This window comes from Asticcacaulis sp. (assembly GCF_035497195.1).
Classification (GTDB): Bacteria; Pseudomonadota; Alphaproteobacteria; order Caulobacterales; family Caulobacteraceae; genus Asticcacaulis.
This window is the reverse complement of the sequence record NZ_DATJDZ010000018.1, coordinates 1-26,166: the sequence shown is the minus strand read 5'-3', so window position 1 is coordinate 26,166 and position 26,166 is coordinate 1. Positions and strand designations below refer to the sequence as shown.

The window sequence follows — 26,166 nt, the reverse complement described above, 5'->3', positions numbered from 1 at the left end:
GATGCCTAACCGGATGAACCGCGAAGGTCAAATCATTCGAAAACGTCTGCTTGTGAAACCTCGACTTGCCGGACAGACGGCAGCATCCATAGGACCAGCAGAACTATTATGCCGGTGCCAGTCACACCAAACACCTGCCACCATCCACTACGGCCAATATCATGTAGCCGCCGCGTACCAACAGCAAAGCCGGGAATGGAGAGTATAAACCAGACGATCAAACCGGCTGTATTGTTCCACCCCAAGACAATCGATACCAAGGCCATAATTACAGTCATGCCAAACAGAAAATACCACCAGAACTCCGAACGCGTGGCTCGCCCCTGCCACACAGGCGTTTTGCGCAGGACTGTCAGCACAGCGCTGGCAATCGATTTTCCCTGGGGCGGAGGTCCAAACTGACCGGGGGCACCCGGTTTCTTGAAGGCCAATCCGGCCATAAGCAACAAAGGCGGTAATCCATAAACGAGCGCCATAAAGAAAAGAAATTCATCCGGAACGGCGTAACCACTCGGCAACATTCATCAGTCCTTTTTCTGCTTTTGTTTCCGAAGTTCGCTCAAGAATTCAAGCCGCTGCTTTGTCTTGCCCTCGTGGCCATCCCCCTTGGGATCGTAGAATTTCGGGCGTTTCATACCGTCGGGGAAATAGTTCTGGCCGGAGAAGCCATCCGGATCGTCCGGGTCATAGATATAACCGGCGCCATAGCCGATATCCTTCATCAGTCTGGTGGGCGCATTGAGGATGACCGCCGGCGGATCGAGATGGCCGGTTTCCTTGGCCGCCTTCTGCGCCGCCTTGAAGGCCGTATAGACGCTGTTGGATTTCGGCGCCGACGCCATATGGACCACGGCCTGCGCCAGAGCCAGTTCCCCCTCCGGCGAGCCAAGCACTTCGTAGGTGTCGCGCGCGGCATGGCACATCAACAGTGACATCGGATCGGCATTACCGATATCTTCCGACGCCATGCGGATCATGCGGCGGGCGATAAATAGCGGGTCGTCGCCGCCATTGAGCATCCGTGCCAGCCAGTACAGCGCCGCGTCCGGATCGGAGCCGCGCACCGACTTGTGCAGGGCCGAAATGAGGTTGTAGTGCCCTTCCCGGTCCTTGTCGTGATTGGGCCGGCGCTTTTGCAGATGCGCCAGCAGGCCGTCGGAATCGATCGGGGCATCAAAGCCCATATGATCGAGCGACTCGATCAGGCTGAGGATATAGCGGCCATCGCCATCGCTCAGCAGTTTCAGCGTGTCGCGCGCTTCCGGCGTCAGTGGCAGGCCGTGGCCCAGATGTGCCTCGGCGCGCACCATCAACAGATCGAGCGCCGCGTCATCCAGTCGCTTGAGCACGAACACCTGACAGCGTGACAGCAAAGCGCCATTCAGTTCAAAGGACGGGTTCTCGGTGGTGGCGCCGATCAGCGTCACCACGCCGGCTTCGACATAGGGCAGGAAGCTATCCTGCTGGGCCCGGTTGAAACGATGGATTTCATCGACGAACAGGACGGTACGTGCGCCCTGGGAATGGCGGAACTGCGCCTGCTCGAAGGCCTTTTTCAGATCAGCGACACCGGAAAACACAGCCGAAATCTGCTGGAATTCATAACCGGCGGCCTCGGCCAGCAAACGTGCGATCGTGGTCTTGCCGACACCCGGCGGTCCCCACAGGATCAGGCTCGGCAGAAAACCGCGCTCGATGACGCGGGCAATCGCCCCTTCCGCCCCCAGCACATGATCCTGCCCCACCACTTCGGCGAGCGTTTTCGGCCGCAAACGGTCGGCCAGCGGCTTTGAAGCCTCATCGACCTGCGGCATTGTATTCTTTAATGAGGTTTCGGGAGCGCCAAACAGGTCGGCAACAGGGGCTTTTGACATGAAACAAATATAGAACATCCTTCCCGACGTGGGAAGGCGAAATTAACGATTTACCCGTTGTCCGGCCAGGTCTCTGCGCAGGCCATCCAGTCGGGCCTGCGCGGCCGGTGACAGAGTGACATAGACAGCCGGGCCATGCACCGGCTCATGGTGTTGTTCCGGGAAAGCCTGACGCGTCATGCGGCCAGCCGCGGGCGCAACGGCTTGAACGCGCTGGCGCCAATAGGCGCTCGCCGTTGTCTCAACCTGTCCTGCGCCTGCAAATAACACCCGAACCTCCGCGGCGGAGACCGACTCTCCGCTCCGGAACAGGTTAACGCGCGTTAAGACTTTTCGCCAGCTATTTGCGGGCGTTCTTCACAGGCTTGTCGTCGCCGCCATAGATCGGCCGGAGCAAATCCTTCGTGCCGTCAATCCGTTCCAGATGCGGATAGCGCAGGCCGTCATGATAATCGAAGGTGATGGTGCGGAAATAGTCTCCCGCCTGCACCAGCAGGGTGATCTTGTCGCTGTTGCCCGGCTTGTGCGCGGCGATGATCAGATCCTTCAGTCGACCGCCGTCATAGGCGCGGTCATTGACCGCGATCACCTTCATGCCCGCCGTCAGGCCGGCCTTGAAGCCCAGGCCATCCCACAGCACATCGCGCAGGGTGCCATCCTTGGCGATGCTCAGGCCCAGGCTGTAACCGAAACTAATGCCGCGCCGGGCTTCCCCGCTCTTGATATAGTCCGACGGCGTATCGTCATAAACCAGCCTGTAACCCGCGCGCGCCAGCCCATCGAGTGGCGCCCCTTTGCCGGTCCGGTTCAAGCGGGCATTGAGGAAAGTCGCCCAGTCGTAGCCGTAGACGTCATTCAGCGCCTTCACCACGTCGTCGAAGGTATAGGGCGCCGGCAAATACGAACCATTATCCACGCCGAAAAATCCGCGCGCGAAACCATCGAGCGACTTTTTCCCGCCGGTCTTTTCGCGGATCAAGGTATCGGCATCCAGCCAGATCAACCCGCCCTCGGCGTAATAGTCCTCCGAGCGCTGCCAGGTCGGCCACGATTTCGGGCCGCGGTTCGAGATAATCGGATCATAGGTCGTGTCCTGCAAATCACGCCATTGCCGCGCCGGCAACATGTCATAACCCGCCGCCGTCACCGCCAGCATTTGCAGGCGCTGGTCGAAATTGTAGAGGCCGGCGCGGCTTTCCAGCACATCGGTCCAGTAGGTCGTGCCGCCTTCATAAACCCACAGAAGCGCGTTGCGCATCGGTTCTTCAAAGGTGGCGTTGAATTGCCCGGCCGGACGGCGGAACTTGCCGTCCCAGGAATGGATATATTCATGGGCGATGATATTGCGGCCGAAACCCTTGCCGGCGACATTAGCGAAATAACCGGGTTCGATACCGATTTCCGAAGAGCGGTGATGCTCAAGGCCGATACCGCCCATCTCATCGGAGACCGCCACCAGCCAGTTATAATGATCATAGTGCTGGCCGCCGAATAGTTTGTAAGCTTCCTGCACGACCTTGCGATGTATCTTCAGCACGTCGTCCGATACTTCCAGTTCCTTCGGATCATCGGCCACCAGGTCCATCCATACCGGCACTTTCGCGCCGGGGTCCATATCGTAGCGCTTGAAATACCGCCCCGCGATCAGCGGTGAATCTACGAAATTGTCATAGGAAATCGGCTTGAAGGTGACGATATCGCCCTCGCGCTTTTCCGTTTCCAGAGCCGAGCCATATTGCCAGCCCTGCGGCAGGGTCAGGGTCAGTTGAATGGGGATGCGGCGGGTAAAGTAGCCAGCCGGGTAAAGACTTTCTTTCTCCCACTGCATGTCCAGCATATGGCGCGTGTGAACGATGACGCCGTCCTTTTCCTGCACCGGCGCCAGGTACTGGAAATCGGCCGTGACCTCGCTGACGCCTTCCGGCACCTCGACATGGAAGGCATGGACAGACACATCGTCACGCCGCCACTGCAACTCTTTTCCACCGGCCGTGATGTGCAGACCGGCGATCTTGGTAAGGTCGCTGTCGCCCGGCGAATGGTGGCCCGGAAGCCATTTCGGCACCAGCAAGGTCAGACGCCCCGCCTTGCTGACCGGAATAATTTCTCGGATAGTGATGATATGCCGGTCGAGATCGGTGGCATCAACATGAAGCTGTATCGCGCCGGGATAGTCGATATCCTGCGGCGCCGGCAGCGCAGGCGTTTCCGCCGCGGGCAGCGGTAAAGGCTGTTGCGCGACGGCTCCGTTCGCCATCAAAGCCAGCGCCAAAGCCAGGCCGGATACCTTCAACATCATACGCCTCCCGAAGTGAAGGCGGCACTATTGGCGGGGAATCGCGGCCTGTAAAGTGGTTACGCCAGATACCTGGCAGCTACCTAGCTAAACGTCGCCGTTATCAGTTGGCCATTGCGCATGATGCTGATCTGCCAGCGCCGAGCGCCGGCCTTGGTGGCGGCGTCGAGATCGGCGGTGGTGGCGATCGCCTTGCCGTTGACCGACCGGATGATATCGCCCGGACGCAGACCGATCCCCGCCGCATAGCTGCGCGAGGAATCGATGGAATAGACCATCACCCCTTTTGGCGCGTCAAACGGATCGACACCAATCTCTTCGGCCACGGCAGGCGACAGATTGACCACCTTGGCGCCGGAAAAAGGATTATTGCCAGAGATGGTGCGTTCATCCCGCGCCGGCGAGGCCGATGGCGCCTGGGCCTTGATTTTAAGCGCGAAAGGCTTGCCATTGCGCAGCCCCTGCACATTGGCCGATGCGCCAAGCGTCATCAGATCGATACGGTAGCGCATGGACGAGGCATCATTGATCGGCTGGCCATCTATATTCAGGATGACATCGCCGGTTTTCAGCCCGGCCTGATCCGCCGGTCCACCGGCATAGACGTCCGACACCAGCACGCCTTCGGGGCGATCCATACCAAGCGACTTGGCGATATCGCTGGTCACTGTATCACCCTTGGCGCCGAGCCACGGGCGCTGGAGATGGGTGGCGCCGCCCGCAGCGCTTTCGACCACCCGGCGCACCAGGGCAGACGGGATGGCGAAGCCCACACCGGCGGAGGAGCCGGAGCCGGAGACGATCATCGAATTGACGCCGATCAGGCGGCCATTCATATCGACCAGCGCGCCGCCGGAATTACCGGGATTGATGGCGGCGTCGGTCTGGATATAGGAACCACCGCCGGGGCCAACCTCGGTGCGGTTGAGCGCCGAGATGATGCCATTGGTGACGGTCTGGCCAATGCCGAAGGGGTTGCCGATGGCCAGTACCAGATCGCCAACCTCCAGATTACGATCGTCGTCCATTTCGAGTGTCGGGAAACTTTCCTTGGAATCGATCTGCAACACGGCCAGGTCGGTGCGCTCATCAGCCAGCAACAGCTTGGCAGGATATTCACGGCGGTCATTCAGCACCACCATGAACTGCTGCCCGCCGGCCACAACGTGGTTGTTGGTGACGACGATGCCGTCCTTGCGCACGATAACGCCGGACCCCAGCGATTGCTGCACCTGCTGCCGCGGCACAGCGCCGAACATCTGCCAGAACGGATCGACCTGCTGGCGCACCACGCCACGCGCATAGACATTGACCACGGCCGGCGCGACCATTTTCACCACGGGCGCAAATGAGGCCTTCATGCCGATGGCGCTATCCGGCACTTTCGACGGCTGAGTCAGGGTGTCGTTGAAGCTGCCGGAGTATTTCTGGGCGTCCTGTGAGTGCGATGGCGAACAGGCCATCAGCAGGGCGGCGGCGGATATTAAAACAGGTGCGCGCAGGTTCATTTAGCAATCCCAGCTTTTTGATCTCAAGGCCTTAAATGTAAAAACTATTGCGGCGGTATCAAGGCTGTACCGCGACGAGATTGCGCCATAATCTCAATGCTCGCCGCCATAGGCCTTTTCGATTTTCAGCGATTGCGTTACGCCGGTCGCCAGCCACAGGCATAGCAACGTGCAGAAAGCCGCCACCAGGAAGGCTGCGCCGCTCCACAGCGTAGCTACGCCCGGTTTGGTAACCACGGACAGCACATAGCCGAAGATTAGCGGCGAGACGATGTTGCCCATGGTGGTCAGGCTCATATTGGCGCCCTGCAAGGTGCCCTGCTCTTTCGGATCGACCTTGCTGCTCATCAGCGACTGGATGTTGGGCATGGCCAGCCCGCCAAAACAGCCGATGCAGATAAAGCCGACAAAAACCATCCAGTTCGGCGCCAACCCATAGGCGGTATAGGCGATCAGGGAGGCGATCACGCCGATATACATGGCCTTGCGCTCACCGATCCATTTGGTGATCACCCCGGTCAGGCCGCCCTGAACCACCGCCGACAGGATGCCGACCACGGCCAGCATCAGCCCGACCTCGGTCGGTCCCCAGCCGAAGCGATAACCGGCATAGAGCACCATCGTCGTCGGGAATACGCTCTGGCCGAACATCAGCAGGAAGTACATGAACGACAGGCGCAGCACCTGCGCCGACCGCGCCAGGAATTTGAAGGCGCCGAGGGGATTGGACGTATGGAAGCTGAACGGCTTGCGCTTTTCCTTCGGCAGCGATTCCGGCAGGACGAACAAGCCGTAGAAGAAGTTGCACAGGCTTAAGCCCGCGGCGAAGAAGAACGGATAGTGGTGGTCGCCGTTGAACTGGATCATTCCCCAGTGCAGCCCACCGCCGAGAATGCCGCCGAGGCTTGGCCCGACCACAAAACCGACACCGAAGGCTGCGCCCATCAGGCCATAGACGCCGGCGCGCTTTTCCGGCGCGGTCACGTCGCTCATATAGGCATAGGCAGTCGAGATGCTGGCCGAGGTCATGCCAGAGATGATCCGTCCGATCAGCAGCCACCACAATCCCGGCGCCAGCGCCATGAACAGGAAATCGACGCCGGTGCCGAAGTTCGACGCCAGCACGACCGGTCGCCGGCCAATAGCATCGGACAGGCCGCCCTGGATCGGCGAAAAAATGAATTGCGCCAGCCCCCAGGCAGCACCGAATATCCCTGTCCATAGTCCGGCCTCGGAGACCGAACCGCCGAGGAAAGCCTTGATGAGGTTTGGCAGGACCGGGATGATGACCCCGATCGACAGCATGTCGAGGAAGACCGTCACCAGGATAAAAGCAGCGGCGGCTTTGCGAGGGGCAGCGGGCGTTTCCGGCATGTTCGGTCTTTCTTGTTATGGCCTGTCTGTACGCGAAATTACCGCGTTCTGCCAGACATGCCTCTATAAGACCTGTTGCCGGTTTCTGTCAGTAGAGCGCCGGCTTCAAAGCGCGCAGGCTGCCATCGTTCGGTTCGCCCCTGATGCCGAGCAGCTTTGCTTCCAGCGAGTAGACATCGACATTATCGAAAGCCGGCAGTTTCACGCCAGGGCGAATAGCCGGGCCATTGGCGATGAATAGCGCCTGCATTTCCGGGGCGGCCGGATCGTAACCGTGGCTGCCGCCATTCGGTTTCGGCATCCAGTTATCCTTCGACTGGCTGACAATATAGCCGCCGACAGCGGCCAGGCAGGTGATTTCGGGCACCCGGCGATGATGGCCATAATGGAAGCGCGCCGGGATCTTCGCCTTGTGCCAGCACTGCATATAGTCGTGTTTCGTAGCGATCAGGGCCTTGTCCACTTCCGTTTCGTGTCCCGGTTTGGCTTTGAGGCCGGCCACCTGTCCGCCCGTCACCAGATCATAGCTATCCGCCGGCAACAGGTCAGCCAGGCGGATAAAGCGCTCCGGCCTGTGTTTGGCCATGCCATGATCGGCCACCACGATGATATTGACCTTGCCATAAAGACCGCGCGCCTTGAGGCCATCGACCAGTTGGCCGATCGAGGCATCGACATCGCGCAGGGCGGCATCAACCTCCGGGCTGCCGGGACCGAAATCATGGCCCTGGTGATCGACCGTCGAGTAATAGAGCGTAATGGCGCCGGGGCGATCCGCCGCCGGCAGGTCGATCCAGTCCAGCACCTGTTTTACACGATCAGACGCCGGCATCGCTTCATCATAAGGCAGCCAGTAGGCCGGACGCGTGCCGTGATTGACCGCTTCCGAACCCGGCCAGAACAGGGTCGCCACCTTGACGCCTTGCGCCTGTGCCGTCACCCACAACGGTTTGGCGTCGTCCCACCAGAACTCATCGGCCACGGCTTCCCTGTTAGACAGCTTGAAGGTGACATCCGGCTTTTGCGGATCGCGCATGGTGTTGTTGACGATGCCATGATGATCGGGACGCAACCCAGTGACCAGCGTGTAATGATTAGGGAAAGTCAGGCTGGGAAAGGATGGCCGCATCGCCGCACGGGCGCCGCCATCGGCCAGGGCCTGCAAGTTGGGCGTGATGCCTGTCTTGAGATAGTCGGCACGGAAACCATCAATCGAGATCAGGATAAGCCGGGGCGCCTCTGACGGGCCGGCGCTTTCGGCGATTGGCGGATTGGCTGGAATATGGCTGCACGCCGCCAAACCGAAAACAGCCAGGGCGGCCAATACACTCAAACGCTTTTGCAACATCACGCACTCCACCGACTGATCGTGACTACCCTAGCCAGCATACGTGACACAAAAAAGAAGCCCCCGGCGTGGACCGGGGGCTTCTTTTACTAAATGACGTTTACTATCAGTCGCTGGTGCGGATGCGATCCAGCACGGGTGCGCAGAACAATTGCGCGGCCTCAGTATCGCCACTGTCTTCCGACAGGTTGAAGCTTGTATCGCCGGACACTTCCTGCGTCTCTTCGGCTGGGTCGGCGATGGTAAGATCGTCAATCATATTGCCCTCCTAATGTTGCGATGGAATGCAGACGCGGCGCACAGGACCTTGCCTACGGTGCGCACATTAACCGGAAATACCGCAAATGCGAAATAACGCTTCATGCCGTTTGATCACGCTTTCGTTAACCAATGTCACCAAAGCATTAAAAAAGCCGCCGGATCGCTCCGACGGCTTTTGAATTGGCAATAAAGCCCGTTCCTATTCTTCGTCACCGGCGGTTTCGAAGACCGGACCCGAATCCAGGCCCTTGGCGGCTTCGTCGCGGTCAACGAATTCGATGATGGCCATAGCGGCGTTATCACCGTGGCGGAAGCCGGCCTTCATGATGCGGATATAGCCGCCTTCGCGGTCCTTGTAGCGCGGGCCAAGCACGCCAAACAGCTTGCCGACCTGCGTCACGTCACGCACGCGCGAGATGGCGATGCGGCGATCATGCAGGGTGCCCGACTTGGCCAGGGTCACCAGCTTTTCGACGAAGGGACGCAGTTCCTTGGCCTTCGGCAGGGTGGTGACGATCTGTTCGTGCTTGATGATGGAAGCGGCCATGTTGGCGAACATGGCGGTACGGTGTGCCGAAGTACGACCGAGTTTACGATGGCCTGAACCGTGACGCATAATAAAATCTCCAAAAGACCGGCGGCCACACGGGCAAGACCGATCTCCCAAAAGCGAGCCTGAAAACAAAAGCGGGATGCCCGAATGGCCCCTGCCCGTTTCAAACGTCCTTCCCGTTCAGGAAGGAAATTACCGCGACAAGGTTTTGGTCTTTCGCGGTAAGCAGAACCGAAAAAACAGTTCCTAAAAATAGGAAGCCCGGATGATCGCTCACCCGGGCCACTCATTTTTATAGCAGAAATCCTAGATCTGGTCTTCGAATTTCTTGGCCAGGTCTTCAACGTTTTCCGGTGGCCAGTTCGGGATATCCATGCCAAGCGAGAGGTTCATGGAAGCGAGCACTTCCTTGATCTCGTTCAGCGACTTGCGGCCGAAGTTCGGCGTGCGCAGCATTTCGGATTCCGTCTTCAGGATCAGGTCGCCAATGTAGACGATGTTGTCGTTCTTCAGGCAGTTCGCCGAACGGACGCTGAGTTCCAGTTCGTCGACCTTCTTGAGCAGGGCCGGATTGAACGGCAGTTCAGGCTTGCCTTCTTCAACGACCGGGGCCTTCGGCTCTTCGAAGGTGATGAAGATCTGCAGTTGATCCTGCAGGATGCGCGCCGCGAAAGCGACAGCGTCAACCGGCGTGATGGCCGCATTGGTTTCGACATCAAGGATCAGCTTGTCCTTGTCGAGCCATTGACCGTGACGGGTCGGTTCGACGCGGTAAGCCACCTTCTTGACCGGCGAATAGAGCGCATCGACGGCGATCAGGCCGATCGGGGCGTCTTCCGGACGGTTCTGATCGGCGGGGACATAACCCTTGCCGTTCTGGATGGTGAATTCCATGCGCACAGAAGCGCCCTCGTCCAGCGTACAGATCACGTGGTCGGGGTTGAGAACTTCGATATCGGCAGGCGCATCAATCTGGCCAGCCGTTACCGGACCGGCGCCCGACGCGCGCAGAACCATACGCTTCGGGCCTTCGGCGTGCATACGCAACGCCAGTTGCTTGATGTTCAGGATGATATCAACGACGTCTTCGCGGACGCCTTCGATAGAGGAAAACTCGTGCACCACACCGTCGATCTGGACGGAGGTGACAGCCGCGCCTTGCAGCGAGGACAGGAGTACGCGACGCAGCGCGTTACCGAGGGTCACGCCGAAACCGCGCTCCAAAGGCTCCGCGACAAGACGCATCTTGCGCGAAGGATCGGAACCCGCTTCGACTTGTGGCTTCTCGGGACGAATAAGCTGTTGCCAGTTTCTTTCGATCATTTACGTCCCTCAAGACAGGAAAGGTCGCCCTGCCCCAGACCAAATAAGCCCGGCAGAGCGACTGAAAAAATAGGGAAAATAAAATTAAACGCGACGACGCTTCGGCGGACGACAGCCGTTGTGCGGGATCGGAGTCACATCACGAATGGTGGTGATGGTGAAGCCAACCGCCTGCAGGGCGCGCAGGGCCGATTCACGGCCCGAACCCGGACCGGCGACGCTGACTTCGAGAGTCTTGACACCGTGTTCGATGGCCTTCTTGCCAGCGTCTTCGGCAGCCACCTGGGCGGCGTAAGGGGTCGACTTGCGCGAACCCTTGAAGCCCATAGCGCCGGCCGACGACCACGACACGGCATTACCCTGCGCGTCGGTGATCGTGATCATGGTGTTGTTAAACGAGGCGTTGACGTGCGCCACACCCGAAGTGATGTTCTTGCGTTCGCGCTTTTTAACGCGGGAAGGTTCTTTAGCCATTGGTCAGACTATTCCTTACTTCTTCTTGCCGGCGATAGGCTTCGCCGGGCCTTTGCGCGTGCGCGCATTGGTGTGCGTACGCTGACCGCGCACAGGCAGACCCTTACGGTGACGCAGGCCGCGATAGCAGGCTAGGTCCATAAGGCGCTTGATATTCATCGAAACTTCACGGCGCAGATCGCCCTCGACCGTATAGTCACGATCGATCGTTTCGCGGATTTGCAACACTTCGGCATCCGAAAGCTGATTGACGCGGCGTGCATCTTCGATGCCGACCTTCTTAACAATCTCTACGGCGTGGTGAGCGCCGATGCCGTGAATATATTGGAGCGCGATCACTACGCGCTTGTTGGTCGGTATGTTGACGCCAGCAATACGGGCCACTTGAGGTATCTCCTGCGACGCGTCCCGAAGAACGCATTCATAAAACGAAAGGTGACACGTACGCCACACGGCTAAGATTTGACCTTCAGCCGTGGTCCGTACGCGTGATTTCGCGGAAGCTGCCCTTATAGAAGGCTTTTAACTTCCGTCAATGGTTTAGTTTTAAAAAAGCAAGCCAAAATTAATTCGGTAATGCTTTTTTAAGTTTACTCAGATGATCCGCACTGAAAGGCACTTCGCATCAGGGGTATCCGGACGAAATGTCCTTGCCGGTTACCGCTTTCACGGTTTTCGGCGAATAGTTTAAGTCAGGGCGCTGTCGATATGGGCGGCGACATCTTCCACCGCGCCCATGCCATCGACTTCGTAAAGCTTGCCCTGCGCCGCATAGTAAGGCAGCAGCGGCGCGGTCTGGGCATTGTAGGCCGCCAGGCGCACCTTGTAGGCTTCCGGGTTGTCATCCGACCGGCCCTCTTCGGCGAAACGCTTTTCGATACGCGTCACCAGAGCGGCTTCATCCACCTTCAGGCGAACCACCTTGTCGATCTTCGCGCCGCGCTCACCCAGCATGGCGTCGAGCGCCTCGGCCTGGGCTACAGTGCGCGGGAAACCATCGAAAATAGCGCCGCCAGCCGCTTCCGCCGCCGGCAGGTTTTCCTTGATCAGGTCGATGACGATCTCGTCCGAAACCAGTCCGCCCGTCGCCAGGATATCCTTGACCTTGAGGCCCAGCTCAGAACCCGCCGCGATGGCCGCCCGCAACATGTCGCCCGTCGAGAGCTGAACCATGCCGCGCGTCGTCACCAGACGCTTTGCCTGTGTACCCTTGCCCGCCGCTGGGGGTCCAAACAGGATTATGTTCATCGGCCGATCCTTCCGCGCGTGGTGGATGCAGCCCCCTTGCTGCCGGTCTTGAGTTTGGATTTCTTGATCAGTCCGTCATACTGGTGCGCCAGCAGGTGCGACTGGATCTGCGCCACGGTATCCATGGTCACGGTCACGACGATCAGGATCGAGGTGCCGCCGAAATAGAAGCTGTTGCCCATCTGGGCGATCAGCAGTTCCGGCAGCAGACAGACGATGGTGATATAGGCCGCGCCGAGCACCGTGATGCGCGTCAATACGAAATCGAGATATTCCGCCGTGCGCTTGCCAGGACGAATACCGGGCAGGAAGCCGCCATACTTACGCAGGTTTTCCGCCGTTTCGTCCGGATTGAAGACCAGCGAGGTATAGAGGAAGGTAAAGAAGATGATCATGCCCGCATAGAGGATCATGAAGACCGGATGGCCGTGAGTCAGTTGCGTGCTGAGCATCGGCAGCCAGTTCAGCCAGCTCGGTATCTTGTCCGGGTTCTGCCCCACAAATGTCAGGACCGAGGTCGGCATCAGCAAAAGGGATGACGCGAAGATCGGCGGAATAACGCCGGCCGTATTGACCTTCAACGGCATGAACGACGATTCGCCGCCCATGATGCGGTTACCCACCTGGCGCTTGGGATACTGCACCAGCAGGCGGCGCTGTGCCCGCTCCATGAAGACGATGAAAACAATAGTGGCGATAAGCACGCCCACAATGATGATCAGCATGGCGGGATTGATGTCGCCCGTCGATCCCATCGACAGCAGGGTGCCGACGGTGCGCGGCAGAACCGCCACGATACCGGCGAAAATGATCATGGAAGAGCCGTTGCCGATGCCGCGCGAAGTGATCTGCTCGCCCAGCCACATCAGGAACAGGGTGCCACCGGTCAGCGTCGCCATCGAGGAAATAATGAAAAACGGTCCGGATTGCAGGGCCAGGCCCGAAGACTGCATGGCGGCGGAGATACCGAACGACTGGATCAGGGCCAGAATGACGGTCAGGTAACGGGTATACTGGTTAAGCTGCTTGCGGCCGGCCTCGCCGCCTTCCTTGCGCAGCTTTTCCCACGGCGCGTAGACGGACCCCATGAGCTGGACGATGATCGAGGCCGAAATATAAGGCATCAGGTTCAGCGCGAACACAGCCATGCGCTCGACGGCGCCCCCGGCGAACATGTTCATCATGCCGAAGATACCGTTCGACTGACCCGAGAAGGCCCTGGTAAATTCGAGCATGTTGATGCCCGGCAACGGCACATAGGTGCCGAGGCGGTAAATGATCAGGGCGCCGAGCGTAAAAAGCAGACGCTTGTGCAGATCGGTCGCCTTGGCAAAGGCGCCGAAATTCATATTGGCGGCGAGTTGTTCAGCAGCAGAAGCCATAAAGTCCTCAAATTCGCGCGGGCGCGGGCGCCCTTGTGATCACCCCCAAAGGGCGGACTAGGTTTATACGCGATTCGAAGACCGCACCCTCACCCAATCCAACCCATATGGGGTACGCATATTGAAACGTCAAATGCGCGTGATACCGGCTGTCGGCTTAACCCTTGCGGGCAGCCTTGGCAGCGGCGATCTTTTCCTGGCGGGCGGCGACCTTGGCTTCTTTTTCGATACGCGCCTGAGCGACCGAACCACCGGCGGCTTCGACAGCCTTGATGGCGCCGGCCGAAGCCGACCAGACCTTGAGGTTGAGCTTGGCGGTCAGTTCGCCTTCACCGAGGAGGCGCACGCCGTCGAGTTCACGACGGATGACGCCGGCGGCGATCAGGGCAGCGGCGTCGATATCACCCTTGGCGTCGAGCTTACCAGCGTCGATCGCCTGTTGCAGGCGCCACAGGTTCACTTCGGCGAGCTTGAGGGCGAAAGGATTGTTGAAACCGCGCTTGGGCATACGCATGTACAGCGGCATCTGGCCGCCTTCAAAGCCCAGGAGCGAGACGCCCGAACGGGACTTCTGGCCCTTGACACCGCGACCGGCAGTCTTGCCCTTGCCGGAGCCAGGACCACGGCCAACGCGCATGCGTTCCTTGACGGCGCCGGGATTGTCGCGAAGTTCGTTAAGTTTGGTCATTTGTAATGCCTTTCAATGACAGGTGCGCTGGTCATACAACCAACTCGGCTAAAAACATGAAGCGCGCCTGTTACAGCACGCTTCTAAAATAAGCAAGCCCGCGAACCGGAATTCGCGGGCTTGCTTATGTCTTACTCGACGATCGCAACCATGTGGGCGACCTTGGCGATCATGCCGCGAACCGAAGGGGTATCTTCCAGTACGGAGACACGGCCCATCTTGTTCAGGCCCAGACCGGCGAGCGTGGCGCGCTGGTCCTTGGTGCGGCGGATCGGAGAACCGGTTTGCTTGACCGTGACGGTCTTCGCTTCCGTTTTTGCAGGAGCCTTAGCCATGAGTTAGCCCTCCAGAGATTCGGGCGACGAAGCGCCATCGGCACGCGACTTCAGAAGATCGCCGACCTTCTTGCCGCGCTTCGCAGCGATCTGACGGGGCGAGGATTGCACCTTCAGCGCTTCAAAGGTGGCGCGCACCATGTTGTAGGGGTTCGACGAACCGAGCGACTTGGCGACGACGTCCGAAATCCCAAGGGTTTCCAGAACGGCGCGCATCGGACCACCCGCGATGACGCCGGTGCCCGGAGGGGCGGCGCGCATCTGAATCTTGCCGGCGCCCCAACGGCCGTAACCGTCGTGGTGCAGGGTGCGGGATTCGCGCAAAGGCACGCGGATCAGTTGCTTCTTGGCTTCTTCAGTCGCCTTACGGATGGCTTCGGGCACTTCACGCGCCTTGCCATGACCGTAGCCGACGCGGCCTTTTTGGTCACCAACGACCATCAGAGCTGCAAACGAGAAGCGGCGGCCACCCTTGACGGTGGCGGCGACGCGGTTGATAGCGACCAGCTTTTCAACGAATTCCGAAGGTTCTTCGTTGCGGTCGCGGGAGCGGTTTTCGCTAGGACGGGCCATGAACGATTCCCTTAGAAGTTAAGACCGGCTTCACGCGCGGCTTCCGCCAGCGCCTTCACCCGACCGTGATAGATGTAGCCACCGCGATCGAACACGACGTCCTTGACGCCTTTTTCGATTGCGCGTTGCGCGACCAGCTTACCGACTTCCGAAGCGACGGCAGCCGTTGAGCCTTGCTTCTTGTCGCCTTCCAGCGACGAAGCCGACACGATGGTCACGCCGCTGAGGTCATCAATGACCTGGGCGTAGATGTTTTTGTCCGAACGGAAGACCGACAAACGCGGGCGGCCGTTGGAGAGCTTCTTGAGGCGCGTACGATTACGTTGCGCGCGACGAGCCAATTGTTCACGAGGAGACAGAGCCATGACTTACTTCTTCTTGCCTTCCTTGCGGCGAACCTTTTCGCCGGCATATTTGACGCCCTTGCCCTTATAAGGCTCAGGGGGACGAATCTTGCGGATCTTGGCAGCCAGTTCACCGACCAGTTGCTTGTCGATGCCCTGGATCTTCACTTCCGTCTGCTTGGGAACCACAAAAGTGATGCCGGCAGGCGGATCGATGATGACCGGGTGCGAGAAACCGAGCAGCAGCTCCAGCTTCTGGCCCTGCATGGCGGCGCGGTAACCAACGCCGACCATTTCGAGCGACTGCTCGAAGCCCTCGGTGACGCCCTTCACCATATTGGCGATCAGCGTGCGCGACAGGCCCCACATCGAGTTGTGGCGGGCCGTCTCGCCACGGGGCGTGACATTGAGATTCGCACCTTCGTGCTTGACTTCGATTTCTTCAACGACAGTCCAGTTCAGCGACCCCTTGGGACCCTTTACCGAAATGTCTTGCCCGTTCAGCGTGATGGTCACGCCGGCCGGGACTGCGATGGCTTTTTTACCAATCCGGGACATTTTAAAACTTTCTAATGCCTTAAGTGTCCTCGGCCGTGTCTAAATTAATAGACGCGGCAGAGAACTTCACCACCCACGTTATTGTCGCGGGCGTTGTTGTCAGACATGACGCCCTTCGGCGTCGACAGGATCGAGATACCCAGGCCGTTCTTTACCGGCTTCAGGTCCTTGATCGACGAATAGACACGACGACCGGGCTTGGACACGCGGGAGATTTCCGCGATGACCGGCGCGCCGTCGAAATACTTCAGTTCGATTTCGAACTGCGGGAATTCACCGGGAACTTCCAGCACTTCGTAACCCCGGATATAGCCTTCGTCCTTCAGGACGTCGAGCACGTGGGCACGCAGCTTGGAGGCCGGGGTGAGCACCTTGGAACGCTTGCGCATGGCGGCGTTCTTGATGCGGGCGATCATATCGCTCAGAGGATCATTAACGAACATTTGTGTATATCCTCCCTTACCAACTGGCCTTGGTCATGCCCGGAATCTGACCTTTATTGGCCAGTTCACGGAGCGCGATCCGGCTCATGTGAAGCTTGCGATAGTAGGCACGCGGACGGCCGGTGATTTCGCAGCGGTTGCGAATGCGGGTCGCGTTCGAGTTACGGGGCAGCTTGGCCAGGGCGAGACGCGCAGCGAAGCGCTCTTCCAGGGGCAGGCTTTCATTGTTAGCGGTCGCCTTGAGGGCTTCGCGCTTGGGGGCGTATTGAGCCACCAGCTTCTTGACCATCTCGTTGCGGTTTACAGCGCTTTTCTTTGCCATGTTATCTCTCTACCCGCTTAGGACGTGAACGGGAATTGGAAATGCTTCAGAAGCGCCTTAGCTTCCTTGTCATTCGGAGCCGTGGTGCAGACAACAATGTCCATGCCCCACATTTGATCGATCTGATCGTAATTGATTTCCGGGAACACGATGTGTTCGCGCAGACCCATGGCATAGTTGCCACGACCATCGAAGCTGTTGCCGTTCAGACCACGGAAGTCCTTCACGCGCGGCAGGGCGATGGTGATCAGGCGGTCGAGGAATTCGTACATACGATCCTTGCGCAGGGTCACCTTGGCGCCGACCACCATGCCTTCGCGCAGCTTGAAGCCGGCGATGGAATTGCGGGCGCGCGTTTCGGCGGCCTTCTGGCCGGTGATCGCTTCCAGATCCTTGATGGCCGTCTTGACCTTCTTGGAGTCGGCGGTCGCTTCACCGATACCCATGTTCACGACGATCTTGTCGAGCTTGGGAACCTGCATTTCGTTGGTATAGCCGAACTCGGCCTTCAGGGCGTCCCGGATGGTATCCAGGTAGACCTGCTTGGCGCGAGGGACGTATTTTTCAGCATTAGCCATTGATGACATCTCCCGTCGTCTTGGCGTAACGGACCTTCTTGTCGGCCTCGATGCGGAAACCGACGCGGGTCGGCTTGCCGTTCGAGTCAACGTGGGACACGTTGGAAACGTGTACAGACGCTTCCTTGTTGATGATGCCGCCTTGCGGGTTGCCCTGCGACGGACGGGTGTGGCGCTGAACCATGTTAAGGCCCTGGACGAGCACGCGCTCAGCCAGGCCATCCTTGGTGACAACCTTGGTGACAGTGCCCTTGCGGCCCTTGTCCTTGCCGGTCAGCAGAACGACCGAGTCGCCCTTCTTAATCTTCGCAGCCATGATTAAATGACCTCCGGAGCAAGCGAGATGATCTTCATGTGGTTCTTGGCGCGCAGTTCGCGCGGCACGGGACCGAAGATACGCGTGCCGATCGGCTCGCTCGACTTGTTGACGATGACGGCGGCGTTGGTGTCGAAACGGATCACCGAACCGTCTTTGCGCTGGATATCCTTGGCGGTGCGGACGACGATGGCGCGCAAGACGTCACCCTTCTTCACGCGACCACGAGGAATGGCTTCCTTGACCGACACGACGATCAGGTCACCCACCGAGGCGTAGCGGCGCTTCGAGCCGCCCAACACCTTGATGCACATGACCCGACGTGCGCCGGAATTATCGGCCACTTCCAGGTTAGTTTGCATCTGAATCATGGTTCAAACTTTCCTAGTTAGTTGGCTTCGCGCGGGAGGACTTCCCACGTTTTCAGCTTCGACTTGGGCGCACATTCGATGATACGAATCTTCTCGCCAGCCTTGAAATCATTGGTTTCGTCATGAGCGTGGTAACGCTTCGACACCCGGATCGTCTTTTTCATGACGGGGTGCAGAACGGTGCGTTCCACCTTCACAACCACGGTCTTGTCACCCTTATCGGAGACAACCAGACCTTCAAGTATGCGCTTGGGCATGGTCTATTTCCTTTAAGCGGCCGACTTGCTGGCGGCGCGTTGCGCGGTCAGCAAAGTCTGGATGCGGGCGACAGTTTTGCGGATTTCCGAGACGCGGTGTGTCTTTTCAAACTGGCCGGTCGCCTTCTGGAAACGCAGGTTGAACTGCTCTTTCTTGAGCTTCAGAAGCTCTTCGTGCAGTTGATCGGAGGTGAGGCTCCGCAGGGATTCGATCTTGCTCATAATTCCTACTCCGCCGCCATCGCCACGCCGGCGTCGATACGGGTAACGACGCGGGTGGATACAGGCAGCTTGGCGGCGCCGAGACGGAGCGCTTCACGCGCGATGTCGTCCGGCACGCCGTCGATTTCAAACAGGATGCGGCCAGGAGCCACGCGGGCAGCCCAATGGTCAACAGCGCCCTTGCCTTTACCCATACGGACTTCGGCGGGCTTGCCCGTGACGGGCAGGTCAGGGAAGATGCGGATCCACACGCGGCCTTGACGCTTCATTTGACGCGTGATGGCCCGGCGGGCGGCTTCGATCTGGCGAGCGGTCAGACGCTCCGGCTCGACGGTCTTCAGACCATACGAACCGAAGTTCAGTGTGTAACCACCCTTGGCGTTACCGTGGATACGGCCCTTGAAGGCCTTCCGGTATTTTGTACGCTTGGGAAGCATCATTGGAGTTACGCCTCCTTATTGTTGCGATCGCGGCGCGGGCCACGGTTGTTACGGTCACCACGTTCCGCACGCTCGTTCGACGAAGGGCCGGCAGCTTCCGCGGCCCAGCGCTTGTCTTGCGACATCGGATCGTGTTCGAGCACTTCACCCTTGAAGATCCACACCTTGACACCGATGATGCCGTAGGTGGTCAGGGCTTCAGCAAAGCCGGTGTCGATATCGGCACGGAGGGTGTGCAAAGGCACGCGGCCTTCACGATACCATTCCATACGGGCGATTTCCGCGCCGCCGAGACGACCCGACAGGTTCATGCGGATGCCCTTGGCGCCGAGACGCATGGCCGACTGGATCGAACGCTTCATGGCGCGGCGGAACGCGATACGGCGTTCGAGCTGCTGCGTGATCGATTCGGCGACCAGTTGGGCGTCGACTTCGGGCTTGCGCACTTCAACCAGGTTCAGGAAGACTTCGCCTTCGGTCAGGACGGAAACATCCTTGCGCAGCTTGTCGATGTCCTGGCCCTTTTTACCGATCACGACACCCGGACGGGCGGCGTAAATGGTGATGCGGCACTTCTTGTGGGGGCGCTCGATGATGATGCGCGACACGCCGGCAGCGTTCAGCTTTTCCTTCAGAACCTTGCGGATCTTCAGGTCTTGATGAAGCAGCTTGGCGTATTCCTGACGCGCGGCGAACCAGCGCGAGTCCCAGGTACGGTTGATGCCGAGGCGCAAACCGATCGGATTAGCTTTCTGACCCATTATGCAGCCTCTTGAGATTCTGCGCCGAGTTCACGGACGACGATGGTCAGTTCCGAGAACGGCTTGATGATACGCGACGAACGGCCGCGGGCACGTGAAGCGAAGCGCTTCATGACAATGCCCTTGCCGACGTACGATTCGGCAACGATCAGGTTGTCGATGTCGAGGTTATGGTTGTTTTCCGCGTTGGAGATCGCCGAATAGAGCGCCTTGCGGACGTCCTTGGCGATGCGCTTGCGCGAAAATTCCAGTTCGTTGAGCGCGCGTTGCACCTTCAGACCACGGATCGAGGCGGCGACCAGGTTCAGCTTTTGCGGGCTGATACGGATCGAGACCAGCTTCACGCGGGCTTCATTGGCGTTAACGCGGCGAGGGTTCTTAGTCTGCGACATGATTACCTCTTCTTCGCCTTCTTGTCGGCGGCGTGGCCGGGGAAGTTCCGCGTAGGCGAAAATTCACCGAACTTCATGCCGACCATGTCTTCCGACACGAGCACCGGCACGTGCTTCTGACCATTGTAGACGCCGAACGTGATACCCACGAATTGCGGCATGATGGTCGAACGACGCGACCAGGTCTTGATGACCTCTTTGCGGCCACTGTTCAACGCGGTTTCCGCCTTCTTGAGAAGGTGGCCATCCACGAAGGGGCCTTTCCATACGGAGCGTGCCATAATTAGCGAGCCTTCTTAACGTGACGCGAGCGGATGATGTACTTGTCCGTCGCTTTGTTAGTACGAGTCTTGCGGCCCTTGGTGGGAACGCCCCAAGGTGTCACAGGGTTACGACCACCGGAGGTCTTGCCTTCACCACCACCGTGCGGGTGGTCGACCGGGTTCATGGCGACGCCGCGAACGTGCGGACGGAAGCCCATGTGACGGACGCGGCCGGCCTTGCCGAGGCTTTGGTTCATGTGGTCCTGGTTGGAAACCGCGCCGACCGTAGCCATGCAGCCATCGAGAACCATGCGAAGTTCGCCCGAACCCAGACGGATCTGAGCGTAGCCGTTGTCACGACCGACCAGTTGAGCATAGGCGCCGGCCGAGCGGGCCAGTTGGCCGCCCTTGAGGGGCTTCAGTTCAATGTTGTGGATGATCGTGCCGATTGGCATCGAGCGCAGCGGCGCCGCGTTGCCGGGCTTCACATCGACCTTTTCGGACGCGATGACCGTATCACCGGCCTTCAGGCGTTGCGGGGCCAGGATATAGGCCTTTTCGCCGTCAGCATAGGTGATCAGCGCGATGAACGCCGTGCGGTTCGGATCGTATTCCAGGTGATCGACCGTCGCCGGCACGTCGAACTTGCGACGCTTGAAATCGACGATGCGATAGAGGCGCTTGGCGCCGCCGCCACGGAAACGAACAGCGATGCGACCTTGCGCACCACGACCGCCCGATTTGGTCAAACCTTCGGTCAGAGCCTTTTGCGGCTTGCCCTTGAAGAGTTCCGAACGGTCGATGAGCACCAGGCTACGACGGCCGGGCGAAGTCGGATTAAAATGCTTTAATGCCATTTGCTATGCCCTTCCCTTACAGACCGGTTGTGATGTCGATCGTCTGGCCTTCGGCCAGGGTCACGATGGCTTTTTTGACGTCGACGCGACGCCCCATGATGCCCTTGAAACGCTTGGTCTTACCCTTGGTGACCATAGTGTTCACCTTGGTGACTTTGACGTTGTAGATGGCTTCAACGGCGGAGGCGACTTCATCCTTGGACGCGTCGAGCGCGATCTTGAAAACGACCTTGTTCTGCTCGGAGAGCAGAGTGGCCTTTTCCGTGATGTGCGGCGACAGCAGAACGTCGAAATTACGTATGGTAGCGGCCACGATTATGCCTCCACTGCAAAGCGAGCTTCGATGGCCTCAACCGCCGATTTCGTCAGTACCAGCGTATGGCGGCGCAGAATGTCATAAACATTCAGACCGGCCGTCGGCAGGACGTCGATATTGGGGATGTTGCGCGAAGCGAGAGCGAAGTTTGCGTCAACCTCAGTGCCGGTGATGAACAGAGCGTTCTTCAGGCCCAACTTCTCGAAAGAAGCCAGCAAGGTTTGCGTCTTCGGGGTTTCGACCACAGCCTGATCGAGAACGATCAGCGAGCCAGTCTTGATCTTGGACGACAGCGCATGGCGAAGACCGAGCGCACGAACCTTCTTGGGCAGATCGAACGCATGTGAGCGAACGACCGGACCGAAGGCGCGCGAACCGCCGACGAATTGCGGAGCACGGCGCGAACCGTGACGCGCGCCGCCGGAGCCTTTTTGCTTGTACATCTTCTTACCCGTACGAGAATTCTCGTTGCGGGTCTGCACCTTGTGCGTACCGGCGCGGCGCTTAGCCAACTGCCAGTTGACGACGCGCGACAGGATGTCCGAGCGGATGTCTTCAATCCCGAAAACGAGATCGGACACATCAACCGAACCAGCCTTGGAGGCGTCGAGTTTAATGACTGCGAGTTTCATGATTATTCAGCTCCCTCTGCTGCCGGCGCTTCCGGAGCGGCTTCAACAGCAGCCGAGGCCGCCTTCTTGATGCCAGCAGGGAAAGGCAGGCCAGCCGGAGCCGCCTTCTTAACGGCGTCGCGGATCTTGACGTAGGAACCTTCCGCACCGGGGACAGCGCCACGGATGAAGACAAGGCCACGTTCGGCATCGATGCGAGCGACAGTGAGGTTCAGCGTGGTGACCGTTTCGACACCCAGATGACCGGCCATCTTCTTACCCTTGAAGACCTTGCCCGGATCCTGGCGTTGACCGGTCGAACCGTGAGCACGGTGAGAGACCGAAACACCGTGAGTGGCGCGCATACCGCCGAAGTTCCAGCGCTTCATGGCGCCGGCAAAACCCTTACCGATCGTCGTGCCCTGGATATCGACGCGCTGACCTTCGAGGAAGTGGTCGGCCGAAAGCTCGGCGCCAATTTCGATCAGGGCGTCTTCCGTGACGCGGAACTCGGTCAGGATAGCCTTGGGCTCAACCTGAGCCTTGGCGAAACGGACGCGTTCGGGATTGGAAACGTTCTTGGCCTTGCGCGTCCCGGCGCCGAGTTGCAGGGCGACATAGCCGTCCTTGTCCTTGGTGCGCTGGGCGACGACCTGGCAGCCTTCGAGCGAAAGCACAGTCACCGGCACATGGACGCCGGCTTCATCGAAGAAGCGGGTCATGCCGAGCTTTTTGGCGAGAAGGCCTGTTCTTTGAGTCTGACTCATTGTCCGCGCCCTTAAATCTTGATTTCGACGTCGACGCCGGCCGACAGGTCGAGCTTCATGAGCGCGTCCACGGTTTGCGGGGTCGGATCGACGATATCGAGGACACGCTTGTGCGTGCGGATTTCAAACTGTTCGCGCGACTTCTTATCGACGTGCGGCGAGCGGTTGACGGTGAAACGCTCGATCAGCGTGGGCAAGGGGATCGGTCCCCGGACGGTAGCACCCGTGCGCTTGGCCGTATTGACGATCTCGCGTGTGGAATGATCCAGGACGCGGTGATCGAAGGCCTTTAGGCGGATGCGGATATTTTGACGATCCATATCGCTCGTATTCCCAAAGAAGGTGCGTTTAACGCGTCCAGTGAACCATTTCAAAGACCAACTCGTCCTCAGTAACCTGAGCACGAACGCGATATCCGCAAAAACAAAGCCCTCGCAGGTTTCCCAGCGCGGGCCGTTGAACAAGCAGGTCAAAGCCTCTTAGAAGAGGATGCAAGACCTGCCTTGCTTTATGCTTGCAGACCGCGTTTGGCGCCTAAGACGCCACAGCCGATCTAACAGAGTGGCGCTTATGCCTAAACGACTCGCTTTCGTCAAGCGGCAATTGGCGCAAAGCGTGAAAAAATAAGCGACGGGGATTATTTTGCGCCAGACGCGCGGATATCACCGCTCCGACTACCGGATCGGCGACCTTTACCACACAATATCCGTAAAAGTCAGGCCTTCGCGGGCTTCAGACGCATCAGGCCACGCTGCGCCATCAGAATCAGGGCGCGGCTCCATCCCGCCAGGCTGACCTCGGTCGAACGGATGACATTGACGCGGCGGCGCAGCGACAGACGCGCCTGCTCCAGCTTCCGTCGCGCCGGCAGGACAGCCACAGCCATATCCATCATGCGGCTGCCAAGCGCCGGCGCGTATTGCACGCTGCCTTCAAGACATTCCCCGCCGGCTGTGGTCATCGGCGACTTGTAATCCTCGCCGCCGGTGCCAAAGTCGAAGCTTTTGTAACCGAGCGGCGCCAGATGACGGATGATCGCGAGGGTCAGCACGATCCCCACCGTATAGCGATAATAGGCCGGATCGTAGGCCGGGAACCATAGATGGACACTCTCCTTGTCCACCAGGCTGATCTCAGCCGCCACCAGCTTGCCTTCATGACGGAAGACGCCGGCGCGCAAACCGTAGCCTTCGTCGTGCAGATTAGCGAGATTGACCAGCAGCTCGCGTGTCCAGCCACAGTTAAAAATGTCGTGCAGGCCGGACTTTTTATATTGTTCGCGTTTGAGATCGATAATCCAGTCCATCACCTCAGGCGTCACACGCTCCCAGGTAAAATCGAAACCGCCGAAATCCTTGACGATGTTGCGCTCGCAACGGCCGACATTCTTGAAGAACTTGTGGTGCTCGTGGTCCTGCTTTTCATACCAGGCGTCGAAGCCATCCGGCGTCAGGGCGGCGCGACGTTGTAGCGGCACGATCTGCCCCTGGGCGTCCATCGGCCCCACCCAGCCCTGGAAATCGAGGCGCTTCGCCTTGGTCGCTTTCAACAGGGCATTGAGGTCCGGCACATAGCCCGGCGCGCTGATCAATGCGTGATAATCGCTAAGCGGCGCGCCTAGCGGCTGGAGAACGCCGGCGCGAATCTGATAGGCGAAATAGCCAACGACCCGGCCTTCATTATAAAGCCTGGCCACGCGGGCGCCCGGCACATCGGCGCCGATGGCCTGAACATAGCGGACATCAAAATACGGCCCAACCAGTTCCGGACGCTGCGCCCGCCACTGCGTCCACTGGCTGGCGTCACGCGCCGTCAGGTCACTGATCCGGACGATCTCAATTCTGTTCAGCGTACTGACTTGGGTCGAACGTTTCAGGGGCATGGGATCTCGCAATATCGGTTTTGAGCCGAGACCCTACCACGACAGGGTTTATACCCCCCTAAGCGTCACGGTTAGCGCCCCGTTAATCCTCCGTTTTCGGCCCGATAAACGGCTGCGAAATCAGCTTGAAAACGTCCATCTGTTCACATTGCGCACTATGGAAAGCCAGAGCCGGCCATTGACCGAAATCGATCGCGGGATGCGCCTCACGCGCGTGACGCAGACTGCACGCCAGAGCGATATCGGCATGGGTCATGGCGCCTCCCAGCAGCCATTGCGATTTGGCGCCGGCGCGAATATTTTCCAGCACGTCCAGCACAGCGGCGATCTGTGTCTGGCAACGCTCCAGCCAGATCGGCGACTTTTCCTTATGCAATACCTGCTCATAAAACAGGGCGATCGCCTTATCGGAAAACCCCATGCTGAGAGCAATATAATAGAGTGCTTTTTGCCGGTCAGGGCCTGAAGCGGCGATGAGCGGCGCGATATCATCAAGCGCCCTTGCCCGTTCATCCAGCCAATCGAGTGCATAGGCGCTTTCCAGGACAATCTCGCCATTATCAAGCACCAGGGTCGGCACACGGCGGAGCGGATTGAAAGGCGCGATCTTGTCGCCGTCACCAAAGGTCGACCACGGGCGATGCTCGAAGGTATAACCATAGAGCGTGAGCGCAATGCCGACGCGCCTGACATAAGGGGAATCATACTGGCCGATAAGGATCATCGCGCGGGCTCCTGGCTTTTTGGCACGGCGTTACTGACACCCACGCCGCCATACATATTGGCGCAGGCTGTACACAGGAGTGCACTGATCAGGATGACTATTATCCGCATGTCTTATCTCCGGCAGCCCGCCGACGGCATGATGGTCGCGAGAGGTTAGGCTGTCAAAGCAAGATTGAAGACAAAGGACCCCAAGATACGTAACATGGCCCTTTGATACCATACTCGGAAGTGGCTAAATGACAGCCTGCAAAACTAAAAAACCCTCCGGCTTTTGGGCCGGAGGGTTTTTTAGTTTTATCGTTCGTTATCTAACCACGGTCGCGTATCGGGGTCGAGGGGCCTGCGGCCCCTCGCCTTCAACCTACTCGACGATCTTGGAGACGACGCCGGCGCCGACGGTGCGGCCGCCTTCACGGATAGCGAAGCGCAGCTTCTCTTCCATGGCGATCGGGGTGATCAGCTCGACGTCCAGCTCGGCGTTGTCGCCAGGCATGATCATTTCA

At 59.0% G+C, this 26,166-nt stretch carries 37 protein-coding genes and 1 pseudogene; all 38 read right to left on the bottom strand.

What is annotated here, in order from left to right:
• Nucleotides 1-32: 32 nt before the first annotated feature.
• Nucleotides 33-521, bottom strand: a complete 489-nt coding sequence (locus tag VL130_RS10200; protein WP_325362774.1) for a DUF805 domain-containing protein — start codon at nt 519-521, stop codon at nt 33-35.
• A 3-nt stretch (nt 522-524) separates the two neighbouring features.
• Nucleotides 525-1,814 carry a replication-associated recombination protein A gene (locus VL130_RS10195; protein ID WP_325362773.1) on the bottom strand — a complete coding sequence of 430 codons (1,290 nt, stop codon included), beginning with the start codon at nt 1,812-1,814 and terminating at the stop codon, nt 525-527.
• Nucleotides 1,815-1,916: 102 nt separating this feature from the next.
• Nucleotides 1,917-2,054: a hypothetical protein gene (locus VL130_RS10190; RefSeq protein WP_325362772.1), complete on the bottom strand. Its 138-nt coding sequence runs from the start codon at nt 2,052-2,054 to the stop codon at nt 1,917-1,919.
• 160 nt (nt 2,055-2,214) lie between these two features.
• Nucleotides 2,215-4,170, bottom strand: a complete 1,956-nt coding sequence (locus tag VL130_RS10185) for a peptidase M61 (protein WP_325362771.1) — start codon at nt 4,168-4,170, stop codon at nt 2,215-2,217.
• A gap of 83 nt (nt 4,171-4,253) precedes the next feature.
• Nucleotides 4,254-5,678, bottom strand: a complete 1,425-nt coding sequence (locus tag VL130_RS10180) for a Do family serine endopeptidase (protein WP_325362770.1) — start codon at nt 5,676-5,678, stop codon at nt 4,254-4,256.
• A gap of 93 nt (nt 5,679-5,771) precedes the next feature.
• Nucleotides 5,772-7,052, bottom strand: coding sequence for a TCR/Tet family MFS transporter (locus VL130_RS10175; protein WP_325362769.1), 1,281 nt, complete (start codon nt 7,050-7,052; stop codon nt 5,772-5,774).
• Nucleotides 7,053-7,140: 88 nt separating this feature from the next.
• Nucleotides 7,141-8,400 carry an ectonucleotide pyrophosphatase/phosphodiesterase gene (locus VL130_RS10170; protein ID WP_325362768.1) on the bottom strand — a complete coding sequence of 420 codons (1,260 nt, stop codon included), beginning with the start codon at nt 8,398-8,400 and terminating at the stop codon, nt 7,141-7,143.
• Between the two features lie 106 nt (nt 8,401-8,506).
• A complete protein-coding gene (locus VL130_RS10165) occupies nt 8,507-8,659 on the bottom strand; it encodes a hypothetical protein (protein ID WP_325362767.1) in 153 nt (50 codons plus the stop codon).
• A gap of 201 nt (nt 8,660-8,860) precedes the next feature.
• Nucleotides 8,861-9,277: a 50S ribosomal protein L17 gene (gene rplQ, locus VL130_RS10160; protein WP_325362766.1), complete on the bottom strand. Its 417-nt coding sequence runs from the start codon at nt 9,275-9,277 to the stop codon at nt 8,861-8,863.
• Between the two features lie 243 nt (nt 9,278-9,520).
• The gene (locus tag VL130_RS10155) at nt 9,521-10,537 is read right to left on the bottom strand and encodes a DNA-directed RNA polymerase subunit alpha (protein ID WP_325362764.1); all 1,017 of its coding nucleotides are present in this window, start codon (nt 10,535-10,537) and stop codon (nt 9,521-9,523) included.
• 84 nt (nt 10,538-10,621) lie between these two features.
• Nucleotides 10,622-11,011 (bottom strand): 30S ribosomal protein S11, encoded by a 390-nt coding sequence (gene rpsK / locus VL130_RS10150; RefSeq protein WP_023459532.1) that lies wholly within the window; start codon nt 11,009-11,011, stop codon nt 10,622-10,624.
• A 15-nt stretch (nt 11,012-11,026) separates the two neighbouring features.
• On the bottom strand, nt 11,027-11,395 hold the full coding sequence (gene rpsM / locus VL130_RS10145; protein WP_325362763.1) for a 30S ribosomal protein S13: 369 nt from the start codon (nt 11,393-11,395) through the stop codon (nt 11,027-11,029).
• A gap of 303 nt (nt 11,396-11,698) precedes the next feature.
• Complete coding sequence (locus tag VL130_RS10140) at nt 11,699-12,259, bottom strand: adenylate kinase (RefSeq protein WP_325362762.1); 561 nt, start codon at nt 12,257-12,259, stop codon at nt 11,699-11,701.
• Nucleotides 12,256-13,641 (bottom strand): preprotein translocase subunit SecY, encoded by a 1,386-nt coding sequence (gene secY / locus VL130_RS10135; protein ID WP_325362761.1) that lies wholly within the window; start codon nt 13,639-13,641, stop codon nt 12,256-12,258. The genes VL130_RS10140 and secY overlap by 4 nt, the downstream gene beginning before the upstream one ends.
• 157 nt (nt 13,642-13,798) lie before the next feature.
• A complete protein-coding gene (gene rplO / locus VL130_RS10130) occupies nt 13,799-14,329 on the bottom strand; it encodes a 50S ribosomal protein L15 (RefSeq protein ID WP_325362760.1) in 531 nt (176 codons plus the stop codon).
• Nucleotides 14,330-14,460: 131 nt separating this feature from the next.
• The gene (rpmD, locus tag VL130_RS10125; RefSeq protein WP_325362759.1) at nt 14,461-14,664 is read right to left on the bottom strand and encodes a 50S ribosomal protein L30; all 204 of its coding nucleotides are present in this window, start codon (nt 14,662-14,664) and stop codon (nt 14,461-14,463) included.
• Between the two features lie 3 nt (nt 14,665-14,667).
• A complete protein-coding gene (gene rpsE / locus VL130_RS10120) occupies nt 14,668-15,237 on the bottom strand; it encodes a 30S ribosomal protein S5 (RefSeq protein WP_325362758.1) in 570 nt (189 codons plus the stop codon).
• Between the two features lie 11 nt (nt 15,238-15,248).
• Entirely contained in the window at nt 15,249-15,602 is a 354-nt protein-coding gene (gene rplR, locus VL130_RS10115; protein ID WP_325362757.1) for a 50S ribosomal protein L18, read from the bottom strand.
• A gap of 3 nt (nt 15,603-15,605) precedes the next feature.
• Nucleotides 15,606-16,139: a 50S ribosomal protein L6 gene (gene rplF / locus VL130_RS10110; protein ID WP_325362755.1), complete on the bottom strand. Its 534-nt coding sequence runs from the start codon at nt 16,137-16,139 to the stop codon at nt 15,606-15,608.
• Nucleotides 16,140-16,183: 44 nt separating this feature from the next.
• On the bottom strand, nt 16,184-16,582 hold the full coding sequence (gene rpsH / locus VL130_RS10105; RefSeq protein ID WP_325362754.1) for a 30S ribosomal protein S8: 399 nt from the start codon (nt 16,580-16,582) through the stop codon (nt 16,184-16,186).
• 16 nt (nt 16,583-16,598) lie between these two features.
• Nucleotides 16,599-16,904, bottom strand: a complete 306-nt coding sequence (gene rpsN, locus VL130_RS10100; RefSeq protein ID WP_325362753.1) for a 30S ribosomal protein S14 — start codon at nt 16,902-16,904, stop codon at nt 16,599-16,601.
• 17 nt (nt 16,905-16,921) lie between these two features.
• Nucleotides 16,922-17,482: a 50S ribosomal protein L5 gene (rplE, locus tag VL130_RS10095; protein WP_325362752.1), complete on the bottom strand. Its 561-nt coding sequence runs from the start codon at nt 17,480-17,482 to the stop codon at nt 16,922-16,924.
• Nucleotides 17,475-17,798, bottom strand: coding sequence for a 50S ribosomal protein L24 (gene rplX, locus VL130_RS10090; protein WP_325362751.1), 324 nt, complete (start codon nt 17,796-17,798; stop codon nt 17,475-17,477). The genes rplE and rplX overlap by 8 nt, the downstream gene beginning before the upstream one ends.
• A gap of 2 nt (nt 17,799-17,800) precedes the next feature.
• Nucleotides 17,801-18,169, bottom strand: a complete 369-nt coding sequence (gene rplN, locus VL130_RS10085) for a 50S ribosomal protein L14 (protein WP_325362750.1) — start codon at nt 18,167-18,169, stop codon at nt 17,801-17,803.
• A 17-nt stretch (nt 18,170-18,186) separates the two neighbouring features.
• Nucleotides 18,187-18,426 carry a 30S ribosomal protein S17 gene (gene rpsQ / locus VL130_RS10080; protein WP_325362749.1) on the bottom strand — a complete coding sequence of 80 codons (240 nt, stop codon included), beginning with the start codon at nt 18,424-18,426 and terminating at the stop codon, nt 18,187-18,189.
• Nucleotides 18,427-18,438: 12 nt separating this feature from the next.
• Nucleotides 18,439-18,648, bottom strand: coding sequence for a 50S ribosomal protein L29 (rpmC, locus tag VL130_RS10075; RefSeq protein WP_325362748.1), 210 nt, complete (start codon nt 18,646-18,648; stop codon nt 18,439-18,441).
• Nucleotides 18,649-18,653: 5 nt separating this feature from the next.
• Nucleotides 18,654-19,088, bottom strand: a complete 435-nt coding sequence (rplP, locus tag VL130_RS10070) for a 50S ribosomal protein L16 (RefSeq protein ID WP_018083969.1) — start codon at nt 19,086-19,088, stop codon at nt 18,654-18,656.
• A 5-nt stretch (nt 19,089-19,093) separates the two neighbouring features.
• Complete coding sequence (gene rpsC / locus VL130_RS10065; protein ID WP_325362747.1) at nt 19,094-19,849, bottom strand: 30S ribosomal protein S3; 756 nt, start codon at nt 19,847-19,849, stop codon at nt 19,094-19,096.
• Complete coding sequence (gene rplV / locus VL130_RS10060) at nt 19,849-20,241, bottom strand: 50S ribosomal protein L22 (RefSeq protein ID WP_325362746.1); 393 nt, start codon at nt 20,239-20,241, stop codon at nt 19,849-19,851. Before rplV ends, rpsC begins: the two co-directional genes overlap by 1 nt.
• Nucleotides 20,242-20,243: 2 nt before the next feature.
• Entirely contained in the window at nt 20,244-20,522 is a 279-nt protein-coding gene (gene rpsS / locus VL130_RS10055; RefSeq protein WP_325362745.1) for a 30S ribosomal protein S19, read from the bottom strand.
• 2 nt (nt 20,523-20,524) lie between these two features.
• Nucleotides 20,525-21,361 (bottom strand): 50S ribosomal protein L2, encoded by an 837-nt coding sequence (rplB, locus tag VL130_RS10050; protein ID WP_325362744.1) that lies wholly within the window; start codon nt 21,359-21,361, stop codon nt 20,525-20,527.
• A gap of 16 nt (nt 21,362-21,377) precedes the next feature.
• Entirely contained in the window at nt 21,378-21,674 is a 297-nt protein-coding gene (locus VL130_RS10045; protein ID WP_325362743.1) for a 50S ribosomal protein L23, read from the bottom strand.
• 2 nt (nt 21,675-21,676) lie between these two features.
• Nucleotides 21,677-22,309, bottom strand: coding sequence for a 50S ribosomal protein L4 (gene rplD, locus VL130_RS10040; protein ID WP_325362742.1), 633 nt, complete (start codon nt 22,307-22,309; stop codon nt 21,677-21,679).
• Nucleotides 22,310-22,311: 2 nt separating this feature from the next.
• A complete protein-coding gene (gene rplC / locus VL130_RS10035) occupies nt 22,312-23,055 on the bottom strand; it encodes a 50S ribosomal protein L3 (protein ID WP_325362741.1) in 744 nt (247 codons plus the stop codon).
• 11 nt (nt 23,056-23,066) lie between these two features.
• Nucleotides 23,067-23,375, bottom strand: a complete 309-nt coding sequence (rpsJ, locus tag VL130_RS10030; protein WP_006273890.1) for a 30S ribosomal protein S10 — start codon at nt 23,373-23,375, stop codon at nt 23,067-23,069.
• Between the two features lie 395 nt (nt 23,376-23,770).
• Complete coding sequence (locus tag VL130_RS10025) at nt 23,771-24,937, bottom strand: GNAT family N-acetyltransferase (protein WP_325362739.1); 1,167 nt, start codon at nt 24,935-24,937, stop codon at nt 23,771-23,773.
• 82 nt (nt 24,938-25,019) lie between these two features.
• A complete protein-coding gene (locus VL130_RS10020; RefSeq protein WP_325362738.1) occupies nt 25,020-25,661 on the bottom strand; it encodes a glutathione S-transferase family protein in 642 nt (213 codons plus the stop codon).
• 363 nt (nt 25,662-26,024) lie between these two features.
• Nucleotides 26,025-26,166: pseudogene (gene tuf / locus VL130_RS10015) on the bottom strand (elongation factor Tu); the annotation flags it as partial.